Here is a 24,547-nt window from a genome sequence, read left to right on the forward strand (position 1 = left end):
CTCGAAAGTCGGGCGTTGATGCCCGGCGCCGTTGCGCCAAGTCGCGCGACGGAGTAAGTTACCTCGCTCTTTATCGCGCATTTTTGCGCATTGACACTGGAGTCGGCACCAAGGAAACGGGGTTTTGTGTCATTCCATCGCGGGTTGCATCGTCCACGTGCCTTCACGGACGGTGGCGCGATGGAATGGCATAGCACTTCCCTGGGACTGCGGACCGGATTACCTCCGGCAGTTCGCCTGCCGCTGCGAGCGCAGGCGTCGCCGATCGTGCATGTGTGCGGCCGGCAAGCATGAAATCAAGGAACGCTCATGACCATGTTCAACAAGATCGTCAAGGAATTCCAGTGGGGCCAGCACACGGTCCGCATGGAAACCGGCGAAATCGCGCGCCAGGCATCTGGCGCCGTGATCGTCGACGTGGAAGACACCGTGGTGCTGGCCACCGTGGTGGCAGCCAAGAGCCCGAAGGCGGGTCAGGACTTCTTCCCGCTGACCGTCGACTACATCGAGAAGACCTACGCTGCTGGCAAGATCCCCGGTGGCTTCTTCAAGCGTGAAGGCCGTCCGTCGGAAAACGAGACGCTGACCTCGCGCCTGATCGACCGTCCGCTGCGTCCGCTGTTCCCGGAAGGTTTCTACAACGACGTGCAGGTGGTGATCCACGTGCTGTCGATCAACCCGGAAATCCCGGCTGACATCCCCGCGCTGATCGCTTCGTCGGCTGCGCTGGCCGTTTCGGGTATCCCGTTCAACGGTCCGGTTGGCGCTGCCCGCGTCGGCTACAAGGACGGCCAGTACCTGCTGAACCCGACCCGCGCGCAAATCGCCGCGTCGGATCTGGACCTGGTGGTCGCCGGTACCGAACGTGCCGTGCTGATGGTGGAATCGGAAGCCCACCAACTGTCGGAAGACGTGATGCTCGGCGCCGTGGTGTACGGTCACGAGCAAATGCAGATCGCGATCAACGCAATCCACGACCTGGTGCGCGAAGGCGGCAAGCCCGAGTGGGACTGGGCTCCGGCTCCGAAGAATGAAGCGCTGATCGCCAAGGTTAGCGAGATTGGCCTGCCGCTGCTGCAGCAAGCCTACCAACTGCGTCAGAAGTCGGCGCGCAGCACCAAGCTCAAGGAAATCTACGCAACGGTGCAGGCCCAACTGGCCGAGGCCGGCGTGGAAGCCGACAAGGTGGAAGTGGGCAACGTCCTGTTCGACCTCGAGGCGAAGATCGTGCGCGGCCAGATCCTGGCTGGCGAGCCGCGTATCGACGGCCGCGACACGCGCACCGTGCGCCCGATCGAAATCCGTTCGTCGGTGCTGCCGCGCGCGCACGGCTCGGCGCTGTTCACCCGTGGTGAAACGCAGGCACTCGTGGTGGCCACGCTCGGCACCAAGAGCGATGAGCAGATCATCGACGCACTGGCCGGCGAGTACCGCGATCGCTTCATGCTCCACTACAACATGCCTCCGTTCGCCACCGGCGAAACGGGTCGCGTTGGTAGCCCGAAGCGTCGTGAAATCGGTCACGGCCGTCTGGCCAAGCGCGCGCTGATCCCGGTGCTGCCGAAGGACGACGAGTTCGCGTACACGATCCGTCTGGTGTCGGAAATCACCGAATCGAACGGTTCGTCGTCGATGGCTTCGGTCTGCGGCGGCTGCCTGGCGCTGATGGATGCTGGCGTTCCGGTGAAGGCGCACGTGGCCGGCGTGGCCATGGGCCTGATCCTGGAGGGCAACAAGTTTGCCGTGCTGACCGACATCCTCGGTGACGAGGATCACCTCGGCGACATGGACTTCAAGGTGGCCGGTACCGACGCGGGCATTACCGCGCTGCAGATGGACATCAAGGTCCAGGGCATCACCAAGGAAATCATGCAGGTGGCGCTGGCCCAGGCCCGCGAAGGCCGCATGCACATCCTCGGCGCGATGCAAGGCGCAATGGGTCACGCTCGCACCGAACTGTCGGCGCACGCTCCGCGCATGATCACGATGAAGATCCATCCGGACAAGATCCGCGAAGTGATCGGCAAGGGCGGCTCGACGATCCAAGCACTGACCAAGGAAACCGGCACGACCATCGACATCCAGGAAGACGGCACGATCACGATCGCGTCGACGTCGACCGACGGCATGGCCGAAGCCAAGCGCCGCATCGAAGGCATCACCGCGGAAGCCGAAGTGGGCAAGATCTACGCCGGTACCGTGCTGAAGCTGCTGGACTTTGGCGCCATCGTCAACATCCTGCCGGGCAAGGACGGTCTGCTGCATATCTCCGAGATCGTCAACGAGCGCGTCAAGGACATCAAGGACTGGCTCAAGGAAGGCCAACAGGTTCGCGTCAAGCTGATCCAGGCCGATGAAAAGGGTCGTCTGCGTCTGTCCCTGAAGGCAGCGCTGGCCGAAGAGGGCGGCAGCATCAGCCCGATCGCGCAAGGCGATGCACCGGCCGCGGCACCTGCCGCCCCGGCATCGCCCGATCAGCAGCAGTAAGCTGACGGCGAACGCGGTCACCGCGTAGCACCCATGAAAGCGGCTGGCGATGTCCAGCCGCTTTTTTGTTTACACTGCCGGTCAGTTCGCTATCCGGTTCGCCTGCGACACGTGCGTCAGCAACGCCATCGCGCGCGATGCAATCCAAGACATTAATGAGGAGTCATCATGAAAGCCATCGAGATCCGTGAATACGGCGCCCCCGAAGTCCTGCAGGAAACGCAGCGTCCCGATCCGGAGCCGAAGGCCGGTGAAATCCTGATTCGTGTGGCGGCTGCTGGCATCAACCGTCCCGATGTGTTCCAGCGCACCGGCAACTATCCGGTGCCGCCCGGTGCGTCGGATCTTCCTGGTCTCGAGGTCGCAGGTGTGGTCGTTGGGGGAGACCTTTCGCATCCCGCCAATCGCTTCGGCCTGAAAGCTGGCGACCGTGTCTGCGCGTTGGTGCAGGGCGGTGGTTACGCCGAGCTGTGCACGGCGCCGATCGAGCAATGCCTGCCGGTACCCGAGGGCCTCACCGATATCGAAGCGGCTGCGCTACCCGAGACGTTCTTCACGGTGTGGAGCAACGTGTTCGATCGTGGTCAGCTTGGCAAGGGTCCGCGTGGCGCGGCCGAAACGCTGCTGATCCAGGGTGGGTCTAGCGGCATCGGTACCACGGCAATCCAGATCGCCAAGGCACTTGGCTTCAAGGTCTTCGTGACGGCCGGCAGCGATGACAAGTGCAAGGCGTGCGAGTCGCTCGGCGCGGATCGCGCGATCAACTACAAGACGCAGGATTTCGTGGCCGAAGTGAAGGCGCTGACCGAAGGGAAGGGCGTCGACGTGATCCTCGATATGGTGGCGGGGTCCTATCTCGCGCGTGAACTGTCGTGCATCGCCGATGACGGCCGCATCGTGATCATCGCGCTGCTTGGTGGCGGCAAGGCGGAAATTCCCCTTGGCGACATCCTGCGTCGACGCATTACCATCACCGGTTCCACGCTGCGCCCGCGTCCGGCTTCATTCAAGGGCGCCATTGCGCAGGCGCTGCATCAGAACGTCTGGCCGCTGCTGGCATCGGGCAAGATCAAGCCCGTGATCCACAAGGTGTTCCCCGCAGCACAGGCCGCGGATGCGCATCGCCTGATGGAGTCGAGCGAGCATATCGGCAAGATCGTACTGACCTGGTAAGCCATGCTTCTTGCTGTGGGCCCGTGATCACTGGCGGGTCCGGGATTACCTGCGATTGCCCGCACATGCTGGCGGGCCCCTCCTGACCACGCTACAATAGCCGGTTTGATTTAAAGAGGGGACCCTTGTGAGACAAAAGCTGGTCATCGGCAATTGGAAGATGCATGGCAGCCTGGCCGCCAACGCGGCGCTGCTTGAGGGTATCAAGGCTGCGCCTGCGCGCGCGAAGCTGGCGGTCTGCGCGCCGTTCCCCTATCTTGCCCAGTGCCAGACGCTGTTGTCCGGTTCCCAGGTTGCCTGGGGTGCTCAGGATGTGTCGTCCGAGGCCCGTGGTGCCTTCACCGGTGAAGTAGCTGCCTCGATGCTGGGTGAGTTTGGTTGCGGCTATGCGCTCGTCGGCCATTCAGAGCGTCGTACCTACCATGGTGAAACCGACGCGGTAGTGGCTGCCAAGGCACTGCGCGCGCTGGAATTCGACATTGTTCCGGTGGTCTGTGTTGGAGAGACGCTGGCCGAGCGCGAAGCCGGTCAGACCGAAGCCGTGGTTGGTCGTCAGTTGCAGGCTGTACTCGATGCGTTGTCTATCGAGCAACTGGGTCGCATTGTTCTGGCCTATGAGCCCGTCTGGGCGATCGGTACGGGCAAGACGGCCACGAGCGCGCAGGCCCAGGAAGTTCATGCGGCGCTACGTGCGCGGGTCACGGCGAAGGATGCCGGTGTTGCAGCACGCATGGCCATTCTGTATGGCGGTAGCGTCAAGCCCGACAATGCAGCTGAATTGTTTTCCATGTCCGATATTGACGGGGGGCTTATTGGTGGCGCCTCCCTGAAGGCGGATGATTTCCTCGCGATCGGCAACGCCTGAATGCCGGACGCGACTGTCTGATCAGGCAAGTTCGAAACGACTTTAACCAAATGGCAATCTTCAAGACTTTGTTGGTAATCGTGCAGGTCCTGTCCGCGCTCGGCGTGATTGGTCTTGTTCTGCTGCAGCACGGCAAGGGTGCCGATGTCGGTGCGGCGTTCGGATCGGGCGCCTCTGGCAGTCTGTTCGGCGCTACCGGATCGGCGAACTTCCTGTCACGTACCACGGCCGTTCTGGCGGCACTGTTCTTCTGCTGCACCCTGGGTCTGACGCTGCTGGGCAACTACAAGCCCTCGGCATCCCTGGGCGTGATGGGCGCGGCGCAGCAGTCGGCGCCGGCCGCTGCGGCACCTGCTTCCGCGCCTGCAGCAGCTGCAGCATCGGCCTCCGCGCCGGCGGCTCCGGCCGTGCCGAAGTAATTGCAATAATTGAACAGTGTGTCCACGGATTCCTGATTTTATTTGCAGTTGTGCATTGAACAAATCGGGAATCCTAGTTAGAATGCAGGGCTTGAAACGATTCCCCAGCGACGGGGCGAAAGCCGAAGGACAAACTCCTCGGCAGACGTTCCAGAGGGTATAAAAACCCAGCGCAAGGCAACATTGTTTCTCCCCCAGCCGACGTGGTGAAATTGGTAGACACGCTATCTTGAGGGGGTAGTGGCGAAAGCTGTGCGAGTTCGAGTCTCGCCGTCGGCACCAAACAACTTGATCGGAGTTCGTGTTGCGTATCTTCAAGATGCGTCGACATGTCCTCCGGCAGTCCGCAGGGCGGCGCCGTAGCTATGACGGGATGGCGCTTGGGGTGGGCAACAGGACGCCGCTATAGCTGGTGCTGTTGACAACATTCCAGATAAGGCTGGCCGCATCTTGACTCTCGAAGCCTACTTCCCCGTCCTCATCTTCATCGTCTTTGGCGTCGTGCTCGGTGTGGCACTGATGGCCATCGGTCGAATTCTCGGTCCCTACAAGCCTGACGCAGCGAAGCTGTCGCCGTACGAGTGCGGCTTCGAAGCGTTCGAGGATGCGCGCATGAAGTTCGACGTGCGCTACTACCTCATCGCCATCCTGTTTATCCTGTTCGATCTCGAAACTGCCTTCCTGTTTCCGTGGGGCGTCGCCCTCAAGGACATCGGTTGGCCGGGATTCATCGCCATGGGCGTGTTTCTGCTGGAATTCATCGTGGGCTTCGTCTACATCTGGAAAAAGGGCGCGCTCGATTGGGAGTGATGTGAAATGGCAATCGAAGGCGTTCTCAACGAAGGCTTTGTCACGACGACCGCTGACAAGCTGATCAATTGGACCCGTACGGGTTCCCTGTGGCCCATGACGTTCGGTCTGGCCTGCTGTGCAGTGGAAATGATGCACGCCGGCGCCGCGCGTTACGACATGGACCGTTTCGGTGTGATTTTCCGCCCGTCGCCGCGTCAGTCCGACGTGATGATCGTGGCAGGCACGCTGTGCAACAAGATGGCCCCCGCGCTGCGCAAGGTGTACGACCAGATGGCCGAACCGCGCTGGGTGATCTCGATGGGGTCGTGCGCCAACGGCGGCGGCTACTATCACTACTCATATTCGGTGGTGCGTGGCTGCGACCGCATCGTGCCGGTCGACATCTATGTTCCGGGCTGCCCGCCGACGGCGGAAGCGCTGATCTACGGCGTGATCCAGCTCCAGAACAAGATCAAGCGTACCAATACTATCGCGCGCAAGGGCTGATATGGCGAACCTGGATACCCTCAAGGCTGCGCTCGAAAAGGTCCTCGGCAAGCGCGTGCAGAACCTGATCGAGGCCACCGGCGAACTGACGCTGATCGTCAAGGCCGCCGACTATCTCGAAGTCGCGCGTCTGCTGCGTGACGATCCCTCGCTGCGTTTCGAACAGCTACTCGACCTGTGCGGCGTGGACTATTCCGACTACGCCGAAGGCGCCTGGGACGGCCTGCGCTTTGCCGCTGTCTCGCAGCTGCTGTCGGTAACGCACAACTGGCGTCTGCGTCTGCGCGTGTTCGCGCCGGACGATGATTTCCCGGTGCTGCCGTCGGTCATCAACGTCTGGAACTCGGTGAACTGGTTCGAGCGCGAAGCGTTCGATTTCTACGGCATCGTGTTCGAAGGCCATCCGGATCTGCGCCGTATCCTGACCGACTACGGTTTCGTCGGCCACCCGTTCCGCAAGGATTTCCCAGTCTCGGGCTACGTCGAAATGCGCTACGACCCGGAACAGAAGCGGGTCATCTACCAGCCGGTGACGATCGAGCCGCGCGAAGTCACGCCGCGCGTGATTCGCGAGGAAAACTACGGCGGCACGCAGCACTGAGATCGCGTCATGGCAGATATCAAGAACTACACCCTCAACTTCGGCCCCCAACACCCTGCAGCGCACGGCGTGCTGCGTCTGGTGCTTGAACTGGACGGCGAAGTCATCCAGCGCGCCGACCCCCATATCGGCCTGCTGCATCGAGCCACCGAAAAGCTGGCCGAGCAGAAGACCTGGATTCAAAGCGTCCCCTACATGGATCGTCTCGACTACGTGTCGATGATGGTCAACGAACACGCGTACGTGATGGCGATCGAGCGCTTGCTGGGCCTCGAGGTGCCGATTCGCGCCCAGTACATCCGCGTAATGTTCGACGAAATCACCCGTCTGCTGAACCACCTGATGTGGATCGGCTCGCACGCGCTGGACGTGGGTGCGATGGCGGTGTTCCTCTACGCGTTCCGCGAGCGTGAGGACATGTTCGACATGTACGAGGCGGTGTCGGGCGCGCGTATGCACGCGGCCTACTACCGTCCGGGCGGCGTCTACCGCGACCTGCCTGACACGATGCCGCAATATCGTGCGTCGAAAGTCCACAACGAGAAGGCCATCAAGGTCATGAACGAAGCCCGTTCGGGCTCGCTGCTGGACTTCATCGAGGACTTCACGAACCGTTTCCCGACCTATGTCGATGAATACGAGACGCTGCTGACCGATAACCGTATCTGGAAGCAACGTCTGGTCGATATCGGTGTGGTCACGCCGGAGCGTGCGCTGCAGATGGGTTTCACCGGTCCGATGCTGCGTGGCTCGGGTATCGAGTGGGATCTGCGCAAGAAGCAGCCGTACGAGGTCTACGACAAGATGGACTTCGATATCCCCGTGGGTACGGCGGGCGACTGCTATTCGCGTTACCTGGTGCGTGTTGAAGAAATGCGCCAGTCGAACCGCATCATCAAGCAGTGCATTGACTGGCTGCGTCGCAACCCGGGTCCGGTGATTACCGAGAACCACAAGGTGGCGCCGCCGTCGCGTGTGGACATGAAGTCGAACATGGAAGAGCTGATTCACCACTTCAAGCTCTTCACCGAAGGTATCCACGTGCCGGCAGGCGAGGCCTACGCAGCGGTGGAGCACCCGAAGGGCGAGTTCGGCATCTATGCGATTTCGGATGGCGCGAACAAGCCGTACCGTCTGAAGATCCGTGCCCCGGGCTTTGTCCACCTGGCCGCGCTCGACGAAATGGCCAGGGGACACATGATTGCGGATGCGGTCACGATCATCGGTACACAGGACATCGTGTTCGGCGAGATCGACCGCTAAGGGATACCGGAAGACGAGTATCCCGTCACAGGCCGTTGCCCGGACGACGTTCCGGGCGTGTTCGGCCGGCCCCGGCTGTAACGGTGGCGGCAGGCGATGCCTGCAACGGATCGGCAGGGACGCGAAGGGGCGTCCGGGCCGGCAGAACATGGCAGCGACGGCTGCAAACTAGCGGAGCCCCGCGCGGCTTCGCCGTATTACTGCAATGACCATGCTATCAGCAGAAGCTCTCAAGGAAATCGATCGCGCGATCGCGAAGTATCCGGCCGACCAGAAGCAGTCGGCCGTGATGGCGGCACTCGCCGTGGCACAGGGCGAGGTGGGCTGGGTTTCCCCCGAAGTCATGCAGTTCGTCGCCAGCTACCTCGAAATGCCGCCTGTGTGGGTGGAAGAGGTGGCCACGTTCTACAACATGTATGACACCAAGCCGGTGGGCAAGCACAAGCTCGCCGTCTGTACCAACCTGCCGTGCGCGCTGTCGGGCGGCGAGCGGGCTGGCGAATACCTGAAGCGCAAGCTCGGGATCGACTATAACGAGACCACCGCCGACGGCTGTTTCACCCTGAAAGAGGGCGAGTGCATGGGCGCGTGCGGCGACGCACCGGTGATGATCGTCAACAACACCCGCATGTGCAGCTTCATGAGCGAGCAGAAGATCGACGCACTGGTCGAAGAGCTCAAGTCCGAAGCCGCCGCCAAGGGGGACAAGTAACATGACCTCTCTGCATGACCGTCATATCAAGCCGCTGATTCTGGCTGGCCTGGACGGCAAGAACTGGCACCTCGAAGACTACGTGAAGCGTGGCGGCTACAAGCAGCTCCGCCGCATTCTCGAGGAAAAGGTAACGCCCGAGCAGGTGATCGCCGACGTCAAGGCGTCGGGTCTGCGCGGCCGTGGCGGTGCGGGCTTCCCCACCGGCCTGAAGTGGAGCTTCATGCCGCGTGCGTTCCCGGGTCAGAAGTACCTCGTCTGCAATACCGATGAAGGCGAACCGGGCACGTTCAAGGATCGCGACATCATTCGCTACAACCCGCACGCGCTGATCGAAGGCATGGCCATCGGCGCGTACGCGATGGGCATCACCGTGGGTTACAACTACATCCACGGCGAAATCTGGAACGAATACAAGATCTTCGAGGAAGCCCTCGAAGAAGCGCGCCGCGCCGGCTTCCTCGGCGACAACATCCTGGGTTCGGGCTTCAACTTCCAGTTGCACGCCCACCATGGCTACGGCGCATACATCTGCGGCGAGGAAACCGCGCTGCTGGAGTCGCTCGAAGGCAAGAAGGGCCAACCGCGCTTCAAGCCGCCTTTCCCGGCCAGCTTCGGCCTGTACGGCAAGCCGACCACCATCAACAATACGGAAACGTTCGCCGCGGTGCCGTTCCTGCTGGAAGTCGGCCCCGAGAACTACCTGAAGATGGGCAAGCCGAACAACGGCGGCAGCAAGATCTTCTCGGTGTCGGGCGATGTGGAGCGTCCGGGCAACTACGAGATCCCGCTGGGCACGCCGTTCGCAACGCTGCTGGAACTCGCGGGCGGCATGCGCGGTGGCAAGAAGATCAAGGCGGTCATTCCGGGCGGTTCCTCCGCCCCGGTGGTGCCGGGCGACCTGATGATGGCATCGGACATGGATTACGACTCGATCGCCAAGGCCGGCTCGATGCTGGGCTCGGGCGCCGTGATCGTGATGGACGAAACACGCTGCATGGTGCGTTCGCTCCTGCGCCTGTCGTATTTCTACTTTGAAGAATCGTGCGGCCAGTGCACGCCGTGCCGTGAAGGCACCGGCTGGCTCTATCGCATGGTGAATCGCATTGAACACGGAGAAGGCCGCCAGGAAGATCTGGACCTGCTCAACAACGTCGCGGAAAACATCATGGGTCGCACTATCTGCGCACTCGGCGATGCAGCGGCGATGCCGGTACGCGGCATGCTCAAGCACTACTGGAAGGAGTTCGAGTATCACGTCGAACACAAGCAGTGCATGGTCCCGGCCTATTCCTGAAGCGTGGCAGAACATGGTTGAACTCGAGATCGACGGCAAGAAGGTAGAGGTTGCGGAAGGCAGCCTCGTGATGGAAGCGGCCCAGAAGCTGGGCACGTACATCCCGCACTTCTGCTACCACCGCAAACTGTCCATCGCGGCGAACTGCCGCATGTGCCTGGTTGAAGTGGAGAAAGCGCCCAAGGCGCTGCCCGCCTGCGCCACCCCGGTGACGCCAGGCATGAAGGTTTTCACCAATTCTGAGAAGGCTGTGAAGGCTCAGAAATCGGTGATGGAATTCCTGCTGATCAACCACCCGCTCGACTGCCCGATCTGCGATCAGGGCGGCGAATGCCAACTCCAGGATCTGGCGGTGGGCTACGGTGGTTCGGAGTCGCGCTACAAGGAAGAGAAGCGTGTGGTGTTCCACAAGAATGTGGGCCCGCTGATCTCCATGGAAGAGATGACCCGCTGCATCCACTGCACTCGCTGCGTGCGCTTCGGCCAGGAAGTGGCCGGCGTGATGGAGCTGGGCATGCTGGGCCGCGGCGAGCACTCGGAAATCACGACGTTCGTCGGCCAGACCGTGGATTCGGAACTGTCCGGCAACATGATCGACCTGTGCCCGGTCGGCGCGCTGACCAGCAAGCCGTTCCGCTACTCGGCCCGTACGTGGGAATTGGCACGCCGCAAGTCGGTGTCGCCGCACGACGGCCTGGGTGCCAACCTCGTGGTCCAGACCAAGAACCAGCGCGTGATGCGTGTGGTGCCGCTGGAGAACGAGGACATCAACGAATGCTGGATCTCCGATAAGGACCGCTTCGCCTACGAAGGCCTGAACAGCGCCGACCGTCTGACCCGCCCGATGCTCAAGCAGGGTGGCGAATGGATGGAAACGGACTGGCAGACCGCGCTCGAATACGTGGCCAATGGTCTGGCAAGCATCAAGCGCGATCACGGCGCCGACCAGATTGCTGCGCTGGCCAGCCCGCACAGCACGCTGGAAGAGCTGTTCCTGCTGGGCAAGCTCGTCCGTGGCCTGGGCAGCGACAACGTCGACTTCCGCCTGCGTCAATCCGATTTCTCGGCCGCACTGAAGGGCGCGCCGTGGCTCGGCATGCCGGTGGCCGACGTCAGCACGCTGCAACGCGCGCTGGTGATCGGTTCGTCGCTGCGCAAGGATCATCCGCTGCTGGCGTCGCGTCTGCGTCAAGCCGTGAAAAAGGGCACACGTGTGGCCGTGATCGGCGCGGGCGGTGAAGACCTGCTGATGCCGGTCGCCGCGCGTATCAATGCTGCCCCGTCGGGCTGGACCGCCGCACTGGCCGGCGTGGCCCGTGCCGTGGCCGCCGCCAAGGGCGTGACCGCTCCGGCCGGTACCGAAGGATTCGACGGTGGCGATGCCGCGAAGGCCGTGGCCGATATGCTGCTGTCGGGCGAACGCCGTGCGGTGTTCCTCGGCAACGAAGCCGTCCGCCACCCGCAGTTCTCGTCGCTGCACGCTCTGGCGCAGTGGATCGCCTCGGAAACGGGCGCGACGCTGGGCTTCCTGACCGAGGCCGCCAACACGGTCGGTGGTTATGTTGCTGGCGCCCTGCCACAGCAAGGCGGTGCCAACGCACAGGCCATGCTCGATGCGCCGCGCCGCGCGTACATCGTGCTGAACGCCGAGCCCGAGTTCGACGCCGCCGATGGCCGCAAGGCACTGGCCGCGCTGAACCAGGCCGGCACGGTCGTGGTGCTGTCGCCGTTCCGTTCGGAAGCCGCGTTGCAATACGCAGACGTGATCCTGCCGGTCGCGCCGTTCACCGAAACCGCAGGTACGTTCGTCAATGCCGAAGGCAAGGCGCAGAGCTTCAACGGCGTGGTACGCGCGCTGGGTGAGTCGCGTCCGGGCTGGAAGGTGCTGCGCGTGCTGGGCAACCTGCTGGAAGTACCGGGCTTCGACTTCGACACGGCTGAAGCCGTGCGCGACGCCGCGCTGGCTCGTCCGGTCGCCGAGCAACTGAACAACTCGACCGATGCCCCGATCCGCGTGACGGCTGCTGCCGCCAACGGTGTCGAGCGTATCGCCGATGTGCCGATTTACCACGCCGACCCGATCGTGCGCCGTGCCGACTCGCTGCAGCTTACCGCCGCCGCGCGCCGTGCGATGCAGGTGTCGCTGTCGTCGGATCTGTTCGCCAAGCTGGGCGTGCAGGCTGGCGATCCGGTGCGTGTGATGCAGGATGGTGCCAGCGTGGTGCTGCCGGCCGCTCTCGAAGCGACGCTGCCGGCAAACACAGTGCGCGTGCCGGCCGCCACCGAGGCTGCCGTGACGCTGGGTGCGCTGTTCGGCAATGTCACCGTTGAGAAAGCCATCGACCTGCCGGCCGGCAACAACGCGGCCGCGACGGCCACCGCATAAGAAGAGCGAGAAAGCAACATGATCGACTGGATTACCTCGCAAGGTCACGACATCTTCGGCATGTACTGGACGCCGCTGTGGATTCTTATCCGCGCGGTGCTCATCGTGGTGCCGGTGCTGCTGTGCGTGGCCTACCTGATTCTGTGGGAGCGCAAGCTGATCGGCTGGATGCACGTGCGTATCGGCCCGAACCGCGTGGGTCCGCTGGGCTTGCTGCAGCCGATCGCCGACGTGCTGAAGCTGCTGCTCAAGGAAGTCATGTTCCCGTCGCAGATCAACCGGGGCATGTACCTGGTGGCTCCGCTGATGGTGCTGATGCCCGCAGTCGCTGTCTGGGCGGTGATTCCGTTCCAGGCCGAAGTGGTGATGGCCGATATCAACGCTGGTCTGCTGTACGTGATGGCCATCAGCTCGGTGGGCGTCTATGGCGTGATTCTGGCTGGATGGGCCTCGAACTCGAAGTATGCGTTCATCGGTGCGATGCGTGCCGCGGCGCAGATGGTGTCGTACGAAATCGCCATGGGCTTCGCCCTGGTGACCGTGCTGATGGTGTCGGGCAGCCTGAACCTGTCGCACATCGTGAACGCCCAGAACACCGGCTACTTCGCCAACATGGGCCTGAACCTGCTGTCGTGGAACTGGCTGCCGCTGCTGCCGATGTTCGGCGTGTACTTCATCTCGGGCGTGGCTGAAACCAACCGTCACCCGTTCGACGTGGTGGAAGGCGAATCGGAAATCGTGGCCGGCCACATGATCGAATATTCGGGCATGACGTTCGCGCTGTTCTTCCTGGCCGAGTACATCAACATGATCATCATCTCGACGATGACCTCGCTGATGTTCCTTGGTGGCTGGGCACCGCCGTTCTCGAGCGCGCTGACCAATGCGATCCCGGGCTTCTTCTGGCTGGTGATCAAGGTATTCCTGCTGCTGTCGGTTTTCATCTGGATTCGCGCTTCGTTCCCGCGTTACCGCTATGACCAGATCATGCGTCTGGGCTGGAAGATCTTCATTCCGCTGACCGTGGCTTGGCTGATCATTGTGGCGATCTGGATCAAGTCGCCGTGGAACATCTGGCACTAAGAGGCCAGGCGATGGTGCGTCACTGCCAGAGGCAGGGCGCGCCGCGCGGAAATACTTAGGAAGCAATCGTCATGCTGCTCGCCATCAAGGACTTCTTCAACAGCCTGCTCCTGAAGGAACTCTTCAAGGGTATGGCTTTGACCGGCCGCTATCTCTTCGCGCGCAAGATCACAGTCCAGTTCCCGGAAGAGAAGACGCCGATGTCGCCGCGTTTCCGCGGCCTGCACGCACTGCGCCGCTATCCCAATGGGGAAGAGCGTTGCATCGCCTGCAAGCTGTGTGAAGCGGTGTGCCCGGCATTGGCTATCTCGATCGAATCGGACGTGCGTAACGACGGCACCCGCCGCACCACGCGCTACGACATCGACCTGACCAAGTGCATTTTCTGCGGCTTCTGCGAAGAAGCTTGCCCGGTTGACGCGATCGTCGAGACGCACATTCTCGAGTATCACGGCGAAAAGCGCGGTGACCTGTACTTCACCAAGGACATGCTGCTGGCCGTTGGCGACCGCTACGAGCCGCAGATCGCCGCAGCCAAGGCTGCGGACGCGAAGTACCGTTAAGCGTATCGACGCAGGGCGGGAGCAGGGCGCTTGAGGCGCCGGCTCCCGAAAGCGAAATTGAATCGGTCCCGCAAGGGGCCAACAGAAGGATGCCGCGAGCACGCGTGGTCACCCCGAAAGGGGGGCTGTGTGCAAGCGGCCCAAAGAGGATCCGATAGGGACCATGGAACTCACGACCACCATCTTCTATGTCTTTGCCTTGGTGCTGGTGCTGTCCGCACTGAAAGTCATCACGGCAAAGAACCCGGTGCATTCCGCACTGTTCCTCGTCCTGGCGTTCTTCACCGCCGCAGCGATCTGGATGATCCTGAAGGCGGAATTCCTCGCCATCCTGCTCCTGCTCGTGTACGTCGGCGCCGTGATGGTGCTGTTCCTGTTCGTCGTGATGATGATCGACATCGACATCGAGCATCTGCGGCGCGACTTCTGGACCTACGTGCCGATGGCCTCGATCATTGGCGCGCTGATCATCGCCGAAATGGCGATCGTGCTCGTGCGCAACTTCATCGGCACGACCAACGCCGTGCTGCCCCCGGGCGCGCAGGATCCGAACTATTCGAATACCGCCGCGCTGGGCAAGCTGATCTACACCGACTACATCTACGCGTTTGAAGTGGCCGGCATCATCCTGCTGGTGGCCATCATCGCCGCCGTTGCACTGACGCTGCGTCGCCGCAAGGACGTGAAGGCACAGGACGTTGGCGCCCAGCTGCGCGTGCGTCGCGACGAGCGCGTGCGTCTGGTGAAACTGCCGGCCGAGGGCCGGGCCGAAGCGGATGCCGCGGCAGCCGCCAACAAGAACTAAAGCCCGGAGAAACTGCTGTGCTCTCTCTCGCCCACTTCCTCGTCCTCGGTGCGATCCTGTTTGCGATCAGCATCGTTGGCATCTTCCTGAACCGCAAGAACGTGATCGTGCTGCTGATGGCGCTCGAACTGCTGCTGCTTGCGGTGAACATGAACTTCGTCGCCTTCTCGCACTACATGGGCGACCTGGCTGGTCAGGTTTTCGTTTTCTTCATCCTCACGGTGGCCGCCGCCGAGTCGGCAATTGGTCTGGCAATCCTGGTTGTGCTGTTCCGTAACCTGGACACGATCAACGTGGACGACATGGATACCCTCAAGGGCTGATTCATGACCGCATCCACATTGAACCAAGACTGCTCCCCGATCGCACACCAATAAGCGTCCTATGGCAACCACGCTCAACCCCAACCTGCTGCTGGCGATTCCGCTGGCGCCGCTCGCCGGCGCCGCGATAGCTGGTCTGTTCGGTACCAAGTTCTTCGGCACGTTTTCCTCGGAGTCGCGCGGCGGCCGGATCGTGGCGCATTCGGCAACGATTCTCGGCGTCGCCATCGCTTTCGTCCTGTCGGTGATGGTGCTGCTCGACGTGCTCAACGGCGCGGGCTACAACGCCACCGTGTACGAGTGGATGACGATCGGCAGCCTGAAGATGGAGGTCGGCTTCCTGGTCGACTCCCTGACCGCGATGATGATGGTGGTCGTGACCTTCGTCTCGCTGATGGTGCACATCTACACCGTCGGTTACATGGAAGGGGACCCCGGCTACAACCGATTCTTCGCCTACATCTCGCTCTTCACCTTCTCGATGCTGATGCTGGTGATGAGCAACAACTTCCTGCAGCTGTTCTTCGGCTGGGAAGCGGTGGGCCTGGTGTCGTACCTGCTGATCGGTTTCTGGTACACCCGCCCGACGGCGATCTTCGCGAACCTGAAGGCGTTCCTGGTCAACCGTGTGGGTGACTTCGGCTTCATCCTCGGTATCGGCCTGCTGCTGGCATACAGCGGCAGCATGAACTACACGGATGTCTTCGCTACCCGCGAGCAGCTGGCTACCGTGATCTTCCCGGGTACCGACTGGATGATGATCACCGTGGCCTGCATCTGCCTGTTCATCGGCGCGATGGGCAAGTCGGCGCAGTTCCCGCTGCACGTCTGGCTGCCTGACTCGATGGAAGGCCCGACCCCGATCTCGGCACTGATTCACGCGGCAACCATGGTGACCGCCGGTATCTTCATGGTGGCGCGCATGTCGCCGCTGTTCGAACTGTCGGACACCGCGCTGTCGTTTGTACTGGTCATCGGCGCGATCACCGCGCTGTTCATGGGCTTCCTGGGCATCATCCAGAACGATATCAAGCGCGTGGTTGCTTACTCCACGCTGTCGCAGCTCGGTTACATGACCGTCGCGCTGGGCGCTTCGGCTTACTCGGTAGCCGTGTTCCACCTGATGACCCACGCGTTCTTCAAGGCACTGCTGTTCCTTGCCGCGGGCTCAGTGATCATCGGCATGCACCATGACCAGGACATCCGCAACATGGGCGGCCTGCGCAAGTACATGCCGATCACGTGGATCACGTCGTTGGTCGGTTCGCTGGCCCTGATCGGCACGCCGTTCTTCGCGGGCTTCTACTCGAAGGACTCGATCATCGAGGCGGTGGCCGAATCGCATATCGCTGGCTCGGGCTTCGCGTACTTCGCGGTGCTGGCCGGTGTGTTCGTGACCGCCTTCTATTCGTTCCGCATGTACTTCCTGGTGTTCCACGGTGAAGAGCGCTTCGGCAAGGCCGATGACCACCATGGCAACCACCATGACGAGGAAGTCTCGCACGACCATCACCACGGCCTGGCTCCGGGCCAGAAGCCGCATGAGTCCCCGTGGGTCGTGACGCTGCCGCTGGTGCTGCTGGCCATCCCGTCGGTGATCGTTGGCGCCATCGCCATCGAGCCGATGCTGTTCGGCGAGTTCTTCAAGCATGGCGTGGCCTTCAAGGACGTGATCTTCGTCGGCGAGAACCATCATGCGATGGAAGAGCTGAAGGAAGCGTTCCATGGCTGGGTGCCGATGGCGATTCACTCGCTGACGACGCCGGTGCTGTGGCTGGCTATCGCAGGCGTGGTGCTGTCGTGGTTCTTCTACATGAAGCGCCCGGACATCCCCGCGGCGATCAAGCAACGTTTCTCCGGTCTCTACAAGCTGCTGGACAACAAGTACTACATGGACGCGATCAACGAAGCGGTTTTCGCTCGCGGCGCGCGCCTGCTGGGTACCGGCCTGTGGAAGGGTGGTGACCAGAGCTTCATCGACGGCCTGTTCGTCAATGGTTCGGCCCGCGTGGTGGCGTCGTTTGCTGCGGCCAGCCGCTACCTGCAGTCCGGTTATATCTACCATTACGCTTTCGCGATGATCATCGGCATGTTGGTGCTCCTGACGCTGACGATCACTGGCGTGATAGGCACCAAGTGATAGGCACCAAAGCAAGGAAAACATAGAAATGGTTCTGTCTTTCGCAATCTGGCTGCCTATCTTCTTCGGGCTGGTGGTATTGATGTTCGGCTCCGACCGAAGCAAATGCTTCGTGCGCTGGATGGCGCTGTTCGGTGCTATCGTCAGCTTTGCCGTCACGCTGCCGCTGATCTTCCACTTCGACACCGCTTCCGCTGCGATGCAGTTCGTCGAGCAGGCGACGTGGATCGAACGCTTCAACATCCAGTACCACCTGGGTGTGGATGGCATCTCGATGTGGTTCGTGGTGCTGACCGCATTCATCACCGTGATCGTCGTGATCTCGGCCTGGGAAGTGATCACCGAACGCGTGGCCGAGTACATGGCCTCGTTCCTGATCCTGTCAGGCTTGATGGTCGGTGTCTTCTCGTCGCTGGACGGCCTGCTGTTCTACGTGTTCTTCGAAGCCACGCTGATCCCGATGTACATCATCATCGGTGTCTGGGGCGGCCCGAACCGCGTGTATGCGGCGTTCAAGTTCTTCCTCTACACGCTGCTCGGCTCGCTGCTGACCCTGGTCGCGCTGCTGTACCTGTACAACAAGACGGGCTCGTTCGACATCCTCACCTGGCATCAGGCCAAGTTGACGATGAACGAGCAGATCGCGATCTTCCTCGCGTTCTTCATGGCCTTCGCGGTGAAGGTGCCGATGTGGCCGGTGCACACCTGGCTGCCGGACGCCCACGTGGAAGCGCCGACCGGCGGTTCCGTGGTGCTGGCGGCGATCATGCTGAAGCTGGGCGCCTACGGTTTCCTGCGGTTCTCGCTGCCGATCGCCCCGGACGCCAGCCACTACCTGGCCCCGTTCATCATCACGATCTCGCTGATCGCCGTGATCTACATCGGCCTCGTGGCACTGGTCCAGGCCGACATGAAGAAGCTGGTGGCGTACTCGTCGATCGCTCACATGGGTTTCGTGACGCTCGGTTTCTTCATCTTCAATGAAATCGGCATCGAGGGCGGCATCATCCAGATGATCTCGCATGGTTTCGTGTCGGGCGCGATGTTCCTGTGTATCGGTGTGCTCTATGACCGCGTGCACTCGCGCCAGATCGCCGACTACGGCGGTGTGGTGAACGTGATGCCGAAGTTCGCGGCGCTGTCGGTGTTCTTCGCGATGGCCAACTGTGGCCTGCCGGCTACCTCGGGTTTCGTGGGCGAGTTCATGGTGATCCTGGGTGCTGTCAAGTTCAACTTCTGGATTGGCCTGCTGGCCGCCACGGCCCTGATCTTCGGCGCGGCTTACTCGCTGTGGATGGTCAAGCGCGTGATCTTCGGCGATATCGTGCACGAGCACGTGCGTGAACTGGTGGACCTGAACAAGCGTGAATTCTTCATGCTCGGTCTGCTGGCGATCATGACGCTGTACATGGGTCTGTACCCGAAACCCTTCACCGACGTGATGCACGCATCGGTGGTGAACCTGCTGTCCCACGTGGCACAGTCCAAGCTGTAAGCGGGGGAGAGAAATCAACATGCAATCGTCCTCTAGCCTGGCCCCGGTGGCGCCAATCATTTTCCTGGCGATCGCCATTGCGGCGATCAACTGGATCGACCTAGCCCGCGGCAAGAACCGCACCAGCGTGGCGTACCCGCTGTCGCTGCTGACTACACTGGTGCTGACCGCTTGGTTCGGCATCGACGCGGCAGGCGGCGAAACGCACTACGCGTTCGCCAACCTGGTCGTGATCGACCCGATGGCGAACGTGCTGGCTGCGTTCTGCTCGCTGGGTATGCTGCTGACGCTGATCTACACGCGTAGCTATCTGGCCGAACGGGACATGTTCGCAGGCGAGTTCTACATGCTCGCGCTGTTCACGCTCGGCGGTCAGATCGTGATGATCACCGGCAACAACTTCCTGACGCTGTACCTGGGTCTGGAGCTGCTGTCTCTGTCGTCGTATGCGCTGGTTGCCCTGCGCCGCGACTCGCGCGTGACGTCCGAATCGGCGATCAAGTACTTTGTACTGGGCGCGCTCGCATCGGGCTTCCTGCTCTACGGCATGTCGATGATGTACGGGGCCACCGGTTCGCTGAACCTGGGTGAAGTGTTCCGCGTGGTCGAGTCGGGCCGCGTCAACACGACGATGCTGGCCTTCGGCGTGGTGTTTATCGTGGCCGGTGTGGCCTTCAAGCTGGGTGCCGCACCGTTCCATATGTGGATCCCGGACATCTACCAGGGTTCGCCGACCGCTGTGACGCTGCTGATCGCTGCTGGTCCGAAGGTTGCCGCATTCGCGCTGATCATCCGCCTGCTGGTGGAGGGCCTGCTGCCGCTGGCGACCGACTGGCAGGTCATGCTGGTGATCCTGTCGATTGCTTCGCTGGTCATCGGTAACCTGACGGCTATCGTTCAGACAAACCTGAAGCGGATGCTGGCGTACTCGACGATCTCCCACATGGGCTTCGTGCTGCTGGGCATGCTTTCGGGCGTGGTGGCCAACAAGGCCGACGGCGCAGTGAACGCCTACAGCTCGTCGATGTTCTACTCGATCACGTACATGCTGACCACGCTGGGCACGTTCGGCCTGATCCTGGTTCGCACGCGCAAGGGCTTCGAGGCAGAAACGCTCGACGATCTGAAGGGCATGTCGCGCCGTCATCCGTGGTTCGCGTTCCTGATGCTGGTGATGATGTTCTCGATGGCCGGCATTCCGCCGACCGTTGGCTTCTATGCCAAGCTGTCGGTGCTGCAGGCGGTCGTGTCGGCAGGTATGAGCTGGCTGGCCGTGCTGGCAGTGGTGTTCTCGCTGATCGGCGCGTTCTACTACCTGCGCATTGTGAAGCTGATGTACTTCGATGCACCGGTTGGCGAAGAGCCGCTGGAAGCTTCGACTGGCCTGCGTTCGGTGCTGAGCCTGAACGGCTTGGCCGTGATCCTGCTGGGTCTGTTCCCGGCTGGCCTGATGGACCTGTGCTTCCAGGCCATCCGTGCTACGCTGGCGTCCTGATTTTTCAGGCAAGGTGACGCAATGAGTTCCTCGGCAGGTGGTTGGTTTGTCATCCTTTTGGCACTGGTGTGTGCCAACCTGCCGTTCGTCAACCAGCGCCTGTTCGCCGCGGTGGGCCTGAAGTGGGCCCGCAAGCCGTTGTGGCTGCGCCTGGTGGAACTATTCATGTGGTACGTGGTGGCTGGCCTTGCCGGCTTCGCAGTGGAAGCGAGCCTCGGCAACGCCTTCCCGCAAGGCTGGCAGTTCTACGCCATCACCGCCTGCATGATGCTGGTGTTTGCCTTCCCCGGCTTCACCTGGCAATACCTGGTCAAACATCGCACGGCCTGATTGCGGCCAGACCCTCGCGCCGGGGCCCGTGCCACACCCGGAGCGTTCATGATCGACAAGACCCCAGCCGTATCGTCCGAAGAGCGTGACGATCACCTCAGGGAAACTTCCGTCGCTTCCGCGACCATCCATCGCGGCAAATTCCTCACCCTCAAGCAAGACATCGTGCGCCTGCCCAATGGCAAGCAAGCCGGGCGCGAGTACGTGCTGCATCCGGGCGCAGTCATGATGATCCCGCTGTTCGACGACGGCACGGTGCTGATGGAGCGCCAGTTCCGCTACCCGATCGGTGAAGTGATGCTCGAATTTCCGGCGGGCAAGCTCGATCCGCAAGAGGGCGCGCAACGCTGTGGCGAGCGCGAGTTGCTCGAGGAAACCGGCTACACCGCGCGTCGCTGGGATTACCTGACGCGGATCCACCCGGTGATTTCCTACTCGACCGAGTTTATCGATCTGTTCCTGGCGCGTGATCTGACCGCCGGCGAGGCGGAACTCGACGATGGCGAGTTCCTGGAAACCTTTATCACGCCGGTGGGCCAGGTGATCGATTGGGTACGTCAGGGCCGCATTACTGACGTCAAGACGATCATCGGCGCGCTCTGGCTGGAGAAGATCGTCTCTGGCACCTGGCAGCCGGGCGAGCAAAGCGAGCCTCCGTTTCCTGACAATCGCAGCATCGGCTGAAACGGCGCATAACTGCTAAGCTACTGCGCCGCCTTGCAGGCTTGAGTCTGCCTCAGCGCCAGTCTCCGCATGGGGTTTTCCCTTGCTCCGGCGTAATTGTGTTTAGGACGCATCCTGCCAGGCAAAAACGGTCAGCGAAAAAATTAGCACGACCGTTCACAAAATTTCGATTCACGGCTAATATTGCCCGACGGGCTGGAAAGATCATGAAGGTGCTCGACCTGCGCTGTGCGCAAGACCATCGTTTCGAGGGTTGGTTTGCCTCGGAGGAAGATGCGCAATCGCAGATTTCGCGTGACCTCGTCCAATGCCCGGTCTGTGGTGACCATGCCGTCTCCCGCCTGCCCAGCGCGCCGCGCCTGAATCTTTCGGGTGCCACCGCCAAGCCGGCGCAGACGCAGGTCCGGAACGCCGAGGAAGGCAAGGCCGACGCGCAGCAGATGATGCAAGCGCTGCAGGCCCGCTATCTGAAGGCAGTCCGGCAGGTACTGGCGCAGACCGAGGACGTGGGAGAACGTTTCGCCGAGGAAGCGCGGCGCATGCACTACGAGGAAGCGCCGGAGCGCGGTATCCGCGGTTCGGCAACGCCGGAAGACGTGCAGGCGCTGGCCGACGAAGGCATCGAGACCTTTCCGCTCATCGTGCCGGATGCGCTGAAGCAGACGGCCCACTGAACAAGCATCCTGTGCCCGGTTTACCTCGCGCAGTGATGCGCGAGGTAAAACAAACGGCCGGCGCCCGCCGGCACCACCAATGGAGACGGGCATGGATCTCAATTACTCGGCGGCCGACATCGCCTTCCGTCAGGAAGTGCGTAGCTGGCTCGAAGCCAACCTGCCGGCGGAAATCCGCGAAAAGGTACTCAACCACCGCCGCCCCAACCGCGACGATCTGGTGCGCTGGCACAAGATCCTGGCTGGCAAGGGCTGGTCCGCGCCGCACTGGCCGGTCGAGTTCGGTGGCACGGGCTGGAACGCCACGCAACGCCACATCTGGGACGAGGAAAATGCCCGCGTCGGCGCGCCTGGCGTGCTGCCGTTCGGCGTGGCGATGGTCGCGCCCGTGATCATGAAGTACGGCAATGCAGAGCAGAAGTCGTACTACCTGCCGCGTATCCTCGACTGCACCGACTGGTGGTGCCAGGGCTATTCGGAGCCGGGTTCGGGTTCGGATCTGGCTTCGCTGAAGACCCGTGCCGAGCTGACGTCGGATGGCAAGCACTACATCGTCAACGGCCAGAAGACCTGGACCACGCTCGGCCAGCACGCCGACATGATCTTCTGCCTGGTGCGCACCGACCCCGAGGCCAAGAAGCAAGAGGGCATTTCGTTCCTGCTGATCGACATGAAGACGCCGGGCATTACCGTGCGCCCGATCATCATGCTCGACGAAGAGCATGAAGTGAACGAAGTCTTCTTCGACAACGTCAAGGTGCCGGTCGAAAACCGCGTCGGCGAGGAAAACCGTGGCTGGACCTATGCCAAGTACCTGCTTGGCCATGAGCGTACCGGCATTGCGCGCGTGGGTAACTCCAAGCGCGAACTGGGCTTCCTGAAGCGCGTTGCCCGCCAGCAGCAGAAGAACGGCAAGCCGCTGCTCGAGGATCCGGTGTTTGGCGCCAAGGTTGCCGCGCTGGAAATCGAACTGATGGCGCTGGAGATCACCGTGCTGCGCGTGGTGTCGAGCGAAGCCGCTGGCAAGGGCCCCGGCCCCGAGGCATCGATGCTCAAGATCAAGGGCACCGAGATCCAGCAGATGCTGACCGAACTGATGGTCGAAGCGGTCGGCCCGTACGCCCAGCCGTTCGATCCGGCGTACCTGGAGTGCGAACACGAGCACGCCGTGACCGGCTATGACGACGCCGCCCCGCTGGCCGCGTACTACTTCAACTATCGCAAGACCTCCATCTACGGCGGTTCGAACGAAATCCAAAAGAACATCATCAGCCAGATGATTCTGGGGCTGTGAGGAGACACGCAACATGAACTTCAATCTCAGCGACGAACAGAAGCAACTGGCCGACGCGATTCGCCGTTTTGTCGAGAAGAGCTACGACTTCGAATCGCGCAAGAAGAACATCAAGGGCGCGAATGGCTACGGCGAGCAAGCCTGGGGCGGACTGGTCGAACTCGGCCTGACCGCGCTGCCGGTGCCCGAAGCGCAAGGTGGCTTCTCCGGTACGGCTGTCGACATGATGGTGGTGCAGCAGGAACTGGGCCGCGGCCTGGTGGTGGAGCCGTACTTCGCGACGGTGGTGGCCGCGCAGGCGCTCAAGCTGGCCGGTGGCCAGGAAGCGCTGCTCGAGCAGGTGGCTGGTGGCGAACTGAAGCTGGCCACGGCATTCAACGAGCAGCAGGCACGCCATGAACTGAACAACGTGACCGTGACGGCCAAGGGCGGCAAGCTCAACGGTCGCAAGGTCGTGGTGACCCACGGTGCCCAGGCCGACAAGCTCGTGGTGTCGGCACGCACCAGTGGCGCCCAGTCGGACCGTGACGGCATCTCGCTGTTCCTGGTCGACACCAAGGGTGCTGGCGTCAGCGTCAAGGACTACCGCACGATCGACAACCTCCACGCGGCCGACGTGACGTTCCAGGATGCACCGGCCACGCTGATCGGCACGGAAGGCAAGGGCTGGGATGTGCTCGAGGCCACCGCCGACTACGCCGCGGTGCTGCTGTGCGCCGAAGCCGTTGGTGTCATGGATACGCTCAACGCCGCCACGCTCGAGTACGCGAAGACCCGCCAGCAGTTCGGCGTGGCCATCGCGCGCTTCCAGGCGCTGCAGCACCGCATGGTCGAAATGATGATCCATGCGGAGCAGTCGCGTTCGATCACGCTGCTGGCCGCGGCGCGCTTCGACGAGGCCAGCCCCGAGGAGCGCCGCCGCTACGTGTCCGCCGCCAAGGCGCGCGTCGGCGTGGCAGCCCGCTCGGTGGGCCAGGAAGCCGTGCAGATTCACGGCGGCATGGGTGTGACCGACGAGCTGCCGGCCGCGCATATGTTCAAGCGCCTCACGCTGATCAATACGACCTTCGGCGATGTGGACCACCATCTGGGCCGCTTCGCCAGCCAGCCTGGCTTCCAGGAAGCTGCCTGAGTATTGCGTAAGTGTTCAAACCGCGCC

23 protein-coding genes and 1 tRNA gene are annotated in these 24,547 nt (G+C 62.1%); all 24 read left to right on the forward strand.

What is annotated here, in order from left to right:
• Positions 1-309 precede the first annotated feature (309 nt).
• The 24 genes from pnp (at position 310) to RMET_RS04755 (ending at position 24,520) form a co-directional block, all read left to right on the forward strand.
• Positions 310-2,487, forward strand: coding sequence for a polyribonucleotide nucleotidyltransferase (gene pnp / locus RMET_RS04640; protein WP_011515744.1), 2,178 nt, complete (start codon positions 310-312; stop codon positions 2,485-2,487).
• A gap of 168 nt (positions 2,488-2,655) precedes the next feature.
• Positions 2,656-3,660, forward strand: a complete 1,005-nt coding sequence (locus RMET_RS04645; RefSeq protein ID WP_011515745.1) for an NAD(P)H-quinone oxidoreductase — start codon at positions 2,656-2,658, stop codon at positions 3,658-3,660.
• Between the two features lie 127 nt (positions 3,661-3,787).
• Entirely contained in the window at positions 3,788-4,525 is a 738-nt protein-coding gene (tpiA, locus tag RMET_RS04650; protein ID WP_011515746.1) for a triose-phosphate isomerase, read from the forward strand.
• A 50-nt stretch (positions 4,526-4,575) separates the two neighbouring features.
• On the forward strand, positions 4,576-4,944 hold the full coding sequence (gene secG, locus RMET_RS04655) for a preprotein translocase subunit SecG (protein WP_011515747.1): 369 nt from the start codon (positions 4,576-4,578) through the stop codon (positions 4,942-4,944).
• Positions 4,945-5,141: 197 nt separating this feature from the next.
• Positions 5,142-5,226, forward strand: a tRNA-Leu gene (locus tag RMET_RS04660).
• A gap of 168 nt (positions 5,227-5,394) precedes the next feature.
• A complete protein-coding gene (locus tag RMET_RS04665; RefSeq protein WP_008643341.1) occupies positions 5,395-5,754 on the forward strand; it encodes an NADH-quinone oxidoreductase subunit A in 360 nt (119 codons plus the stop codon).
• Between the two features lie 6 nt (positions 5,755-5,760).
• Complete coding sequence (locus RMET_RS04670) at positions 5,761-6,243, forward strand: NuoB/complex I 20 kDa subunit family protein (protein WP_008643342.1); 483 nt, start codon at positions 5,761-5,763, stop codon at positions 6,241-6,243.
• A gap of 1 nt (position 6,244) precedes the next feature.
• Positions 6,245-6,844: an NADH-quinone oxidoreductase subunit C gene (locus RMET_RS04675; RefSeq protein ID WP_008643343.1), complete on the forward strand. Its 600-nt coding sequence runs from the start codon at positions 6,245-6,247 to the stop codon at positions 6,842-6,844.
• Between the two features lie 9 nt (positions 6,845-6,853).
• Positions 6,854-8,107 (forward strand): NADH-quinone oxidoreductase subunit D, encoded by a 1,254-nt coding sequence (locus RMET_RS04680; protein ID WP_011515748.1) that lies wholly within the window; start codon positions 6,854-6,856, stop codon positions 8,105-8,107.
• A gap of 211 nt (positions 8,108-8,318) precedes the next feature.
• The gene (gene nuoE, locus RMET_RS04685) at positions 8,319-8,819 is read left to right on the forward strand and encodes an NADH-quinone oxidoreductase subunit NuoE (protein WP_008643345.1); all 501 of its coding nucleotides are present in this window, start codon (positions 8,319-8,321) and stop codon (positions 8,817-8,819) included.
• A gap of 1 nt (position 8,820) precedes the next feature.
• Positions 8,821-10,116, forward strand: a complete 1,296-nt coding sequence (nuoF, locus tag RMET_RS04690; protein WP_008643347.1) for an NADH-quinone oxidoreductase subunit NuoF — start codon at positions 8,821-8,823, stop codon at positions 10,114-10,116.
• A gap of 13 nt (positions 10,117-10,129) precedes the next feature.
• On the forward strand, positions 10,130-12,502 hold the full coding sequence (gene nuoG / locus RMET_RS04695; RefSeq protein ID WP_011515750.1) for an NADH-quinone oxidoreductase subunit NuoG: 2,373 nt from the start codon (positions 10,130-10,132) through the stop codon (positions 12,500-12,502).
• Positions 12,503-12,520: 18 nt separating this feature from the next.
• Complete coding sequence (gene nuoH / locus RMET_RS04700; protein ID WP_008643351.1) at positions 12,521-13,585, forward strand: NADH-quinone oxidoreductase subunit NuoH; 1,065 nt, start codon at positions 12,521-12,523, stop codon at positions 13,583-13,585.
• A gap of 71 nt (positions 13,586-13,656) precedes the next feature.
• A complete protein-coding gene (nuoI, locus tag RMET_RS04705) occupies positions 13,657-14,148 on the forward strand; it encodes an NADH-quinone oxidoreductase subunit NuoI (RefSeq protein WP_008643353.1) in 492 nt (163 codons plus the stop codon).
• Between the two features lie 163 nt (positions 14,149-14,311).
• Complete coding sequence (locus tag RMET_RS04710) at positions 14,312-14,953, forward strand: NADH-quinone oxidoreductase subunit J (RefSeq protein ID WP_017512778.1); 642 nt, start codon at positions 14,312-14,314, stop codon at positions 14,951-14,953.
• A 17-nt stretch (positions 14,954-14,970) separates the two neighbouring features.
• Positions 14,971-15,276, forward strand: a complete 306-nt coding sequence (gene nuoK, locus RMET_RS04715) for an NADH-quinone oxidoreductase subunit NuoK (protein ID WP_008643358.1) — start codon at positions 14,971-14,973, stop codon at positions 15,274-15,276.
• Between the two features lie 61 nt (positions 15,277-15,337).
• On the forward strand, positions 15,338-17,416 hold the full coding sequence (nuoL, locus tag RMET_RS04720; protein WP_008643359.1) for an NADH-quinone oxidoreductase subunit L: 2,079 nt from the start codon (positions 15,338-15,340) through the stop codon (positions 17,414-17,416).
• 28 nt (positions 17,417-17,444) lie between these two features.
• The gene (locus tag RMET_RS04725; protein WP_011515752.1) at positions 17,445-18,911 is read left to right on the forward strand and encodes an NADH-quinone oxidoreductase subunit M; all 1,467 of its coding nucleotides are present in this window, start codon (positions 17,445-17,447) and stop codon (positions 18,909-18,911) included.
• Between the two features lie 19 nt (positions 18,912-18,930).
• Positions 18,931-20,406 carry an NADH-quinone oxidoreductase subunit NuoN gene (nuoN, locus tag RMET_RS04730; protein WP_011515753.1) on the forward strand — a complete coding sequence of 492 codons (1,476 nt, stop codon included), beginning with the start codon at positions 18,931-18,933 and terminating at the stop codon, positions 20,404-20,406.
• Between the two features lie 21 nt (positions 20,407-20,427).
• The gene (locus RMET_RS04735) at positions 20,428-20,736 is read left to right on the forward strand and encodes a DUF2818 family protein (protein ID WP_008643366.1); all 309 of its coding nucleotides are present in this window, start codon (positions 20,428-20,430) and stop codon (positions 20,734-20,736) included.
• 48 nt (positions 20,737-20,784) lie between these two features.
• On the forward strand, positions 20,785-21,420 hold the full coding sequence (locus RMET_RS04740) for an NUDIX domain-containing protein (protein ID WP_011515754.1): 636 nt from the start codon (positions 20,785-20,787) through the stop codon (positions 21,418-21,420).
• A 206-nt stretch (positions 21,421-21,626) separates the two neighbouring features.
• The gene (locus RMET_RS04745) at positions 21,627-22,094 is read left to right on the forward strand and encodes a DUF1178 family protein (protein WP_011515755.1); all 468 of its coding nucleotides are present in this window, start codon (positions 21,627-21,629) and stop codon (positions 22,092-22,094) included.
• Between the two features lie 91 nt (positions 22,095-22,185).
• Positions 22,186-23,388: an acyl-CoA dehydrogenase family protein gene (locus RMET_RS04750; protein WP_008643372.1), complete on the forward strand. Its 1,203-nt coding sequence runs from the start codon at positions 22,186-22,188 to the stop codon at positions 23,386-23,388.
• 13 nt (positions 23,389-23,401) lie between these two features.
• Positions 23,402-24,520 carry an acyl-CoA dehydrogenase family protein gene (locus tag RMET_RS04755; RefSeq protein WP_011515756.1) on the forward strand — a complete coding sequence of 373 codons (1,119 nt, stop codon included), beginning with the start codon at positions 23,402-23,404 and terminating at the stop codon, positions 24,518-24,520.
• Positions 24,521-24,547 lie beyond the last annotated feature (27 nt).

The organism is Cupriavidus metallidurans CH34, from assembly GCF_000196015.1.
Classification (GTDB): Bacteria; Pseudomonadota; Gammaproteobacteria; order Burkholderiales; family Burkholderiaceae; genus Cupriavidus; species Cupriavidus metallidurans.

What these genes read in the sequence shown, in the direction of transcription:
- pnp (WP_011515744.1), top strand. Translation starts at nt 310, where the DNA reads ATGACCATGTTCAACAAGATCGTCAAGGAATTCCAGTGGGGCCAGCAC.
- RMET_RS04645 (WP_011515745.1), top strand. Translation starts at nt 2,656, where the DNA reads ATGAAAGCCATCGAGATCCGTGAATACGGCGCCCCCGAAGTCCTGCAG.
- secG (WP_011515747.1), top strand. Translation starts at nt 4,576, where the DNA reads ATGGCAATCTTCAAGACTTTGTTGGTAATCGTGCAGGTCCTGTCCGCG.
- RMET_RS04670 (WP_008643342.1), top strand. Translation starts at nt 5,761, where the DNA reads ATGGCAATCGAAGGCGTTCTCAACGAAGGCTTTGTCACGACGACCGCT.
- RMET_RS04675 (WP_008643343.1), top strand. Translation starts at nt 6,245, where the DNA reads ATGGCGAACCTGGATACCCTCAAGGCTGCGCTCGAAAAGGTCCTCGGC.
- RMET_RS04680 (WP_011515748.1), top strand. Translation starts at nt 6,854, where the DNA reads ATGGCAGATATCAAGAACTACACCCTCAACTTCGGCCCCCAACACCCT.
- nuoE (WP_008643345.1), top strand. Translation starts at nt 8,319, where the DNA reads ATGCTATCAGCAGAAGCTCTCAAGGAAATCGATCGCGCGATCGCGAAG.
- nuoF (WP_008643347.1), top strand. Translation starts at nt 8,821, where the DNA reads ATGACCTCTCTGCATGACCGTCATATCAAGCCGCTGATTCTGGCTGGC.
- nuoG (WP_011515750.1), top strand. Translation starts at nt 10,130, where the DNA reads ATGGTTGAACTCGAGATCGACGGCAAGAAGGTAGAGGTTGCGGAAGGC.
- nuoH (WP_008643351.1), top strand. Translation starts at nt 12,521, where the DNA reads ATGATCGACTGGATTACCTCGCAAGGTCACGACATCTTCGGCATGTAC.
- nuoI (WP_008643353.1), top strand. Translation starts at nt 13,657, where the DNA reads ATGCTGCTCGCCATCAAGGACTTCTTCAACAGCCTGCTCCTGAAGGAA.
- RMET_RS04710 (WP_017512778.1), top strand. Translation starts at nt 14,312, where the DNA reads ATGGAACTCACGACCACCATCTTCTATGTCTTTGCCTTGGTGCTGGTG.
- nuoL (WP_008643359.1), top strand. Translation starts at nt 15,338, where the DNA reads ATGGCAACCACGCTCAACCCCAACCTGCTGCTGGCGATTCCGCTGGCG.
- RMET_RS04725 (WP_011515752.1), top strand. Translation starts at nt 17,445, where the DNA reads ATGGTTCTGTCTTTCGCAATCTGGCTGCCTATCTTCTTCGGGCTGGTG.
- nuoN (WP_011515753.1), top strand. Translation starts at nt 18,931, where the DNA reads ATGCAATCGTCCTCTAGCCTGGCCCCGGTGGCGCCAATCATTTTCCTG.
- RMET_RS04735 (WP_008643366.1), top strand. Translation starts at nt 20,428, where the DNA reads ATGAGTTCCTCGGCAGGTGGTTGGTTTGTCATCCTTTTGGCACTGGTG.
- RMET_RS04740 (WP_011515754.1), top strand. Translation starts at nt 20,785, where the DNA reads ATGATCGACAAGACCCCAGCCGTATCGTCCGAAGAGCGTGACGATCAC.
- RMET_RS04745 (WP_011515755.1), top strand. Translation starts at nt 21,627, where the DNA reads ATGAAGGTGCTCGACCTGCGCTGTGCGCAAGACCATCGTTTCGAGGGT.
- RMET_RS04750 (WP_008643372.1), top strand. Translation starts at nt 22,186, where the DNA reads ATGGATCTCAATTACTCGGCGGCCGACATCGCCTTCCGTCAGGAAGTG.
- RMET_RS04755 (WP_011515756.1), top strand. Translation starts at nt 23,402, where the DNA reads ATGAACTTCAATCTCAGCGACGAACAGAAGCAACTGGCCGACGCGATT.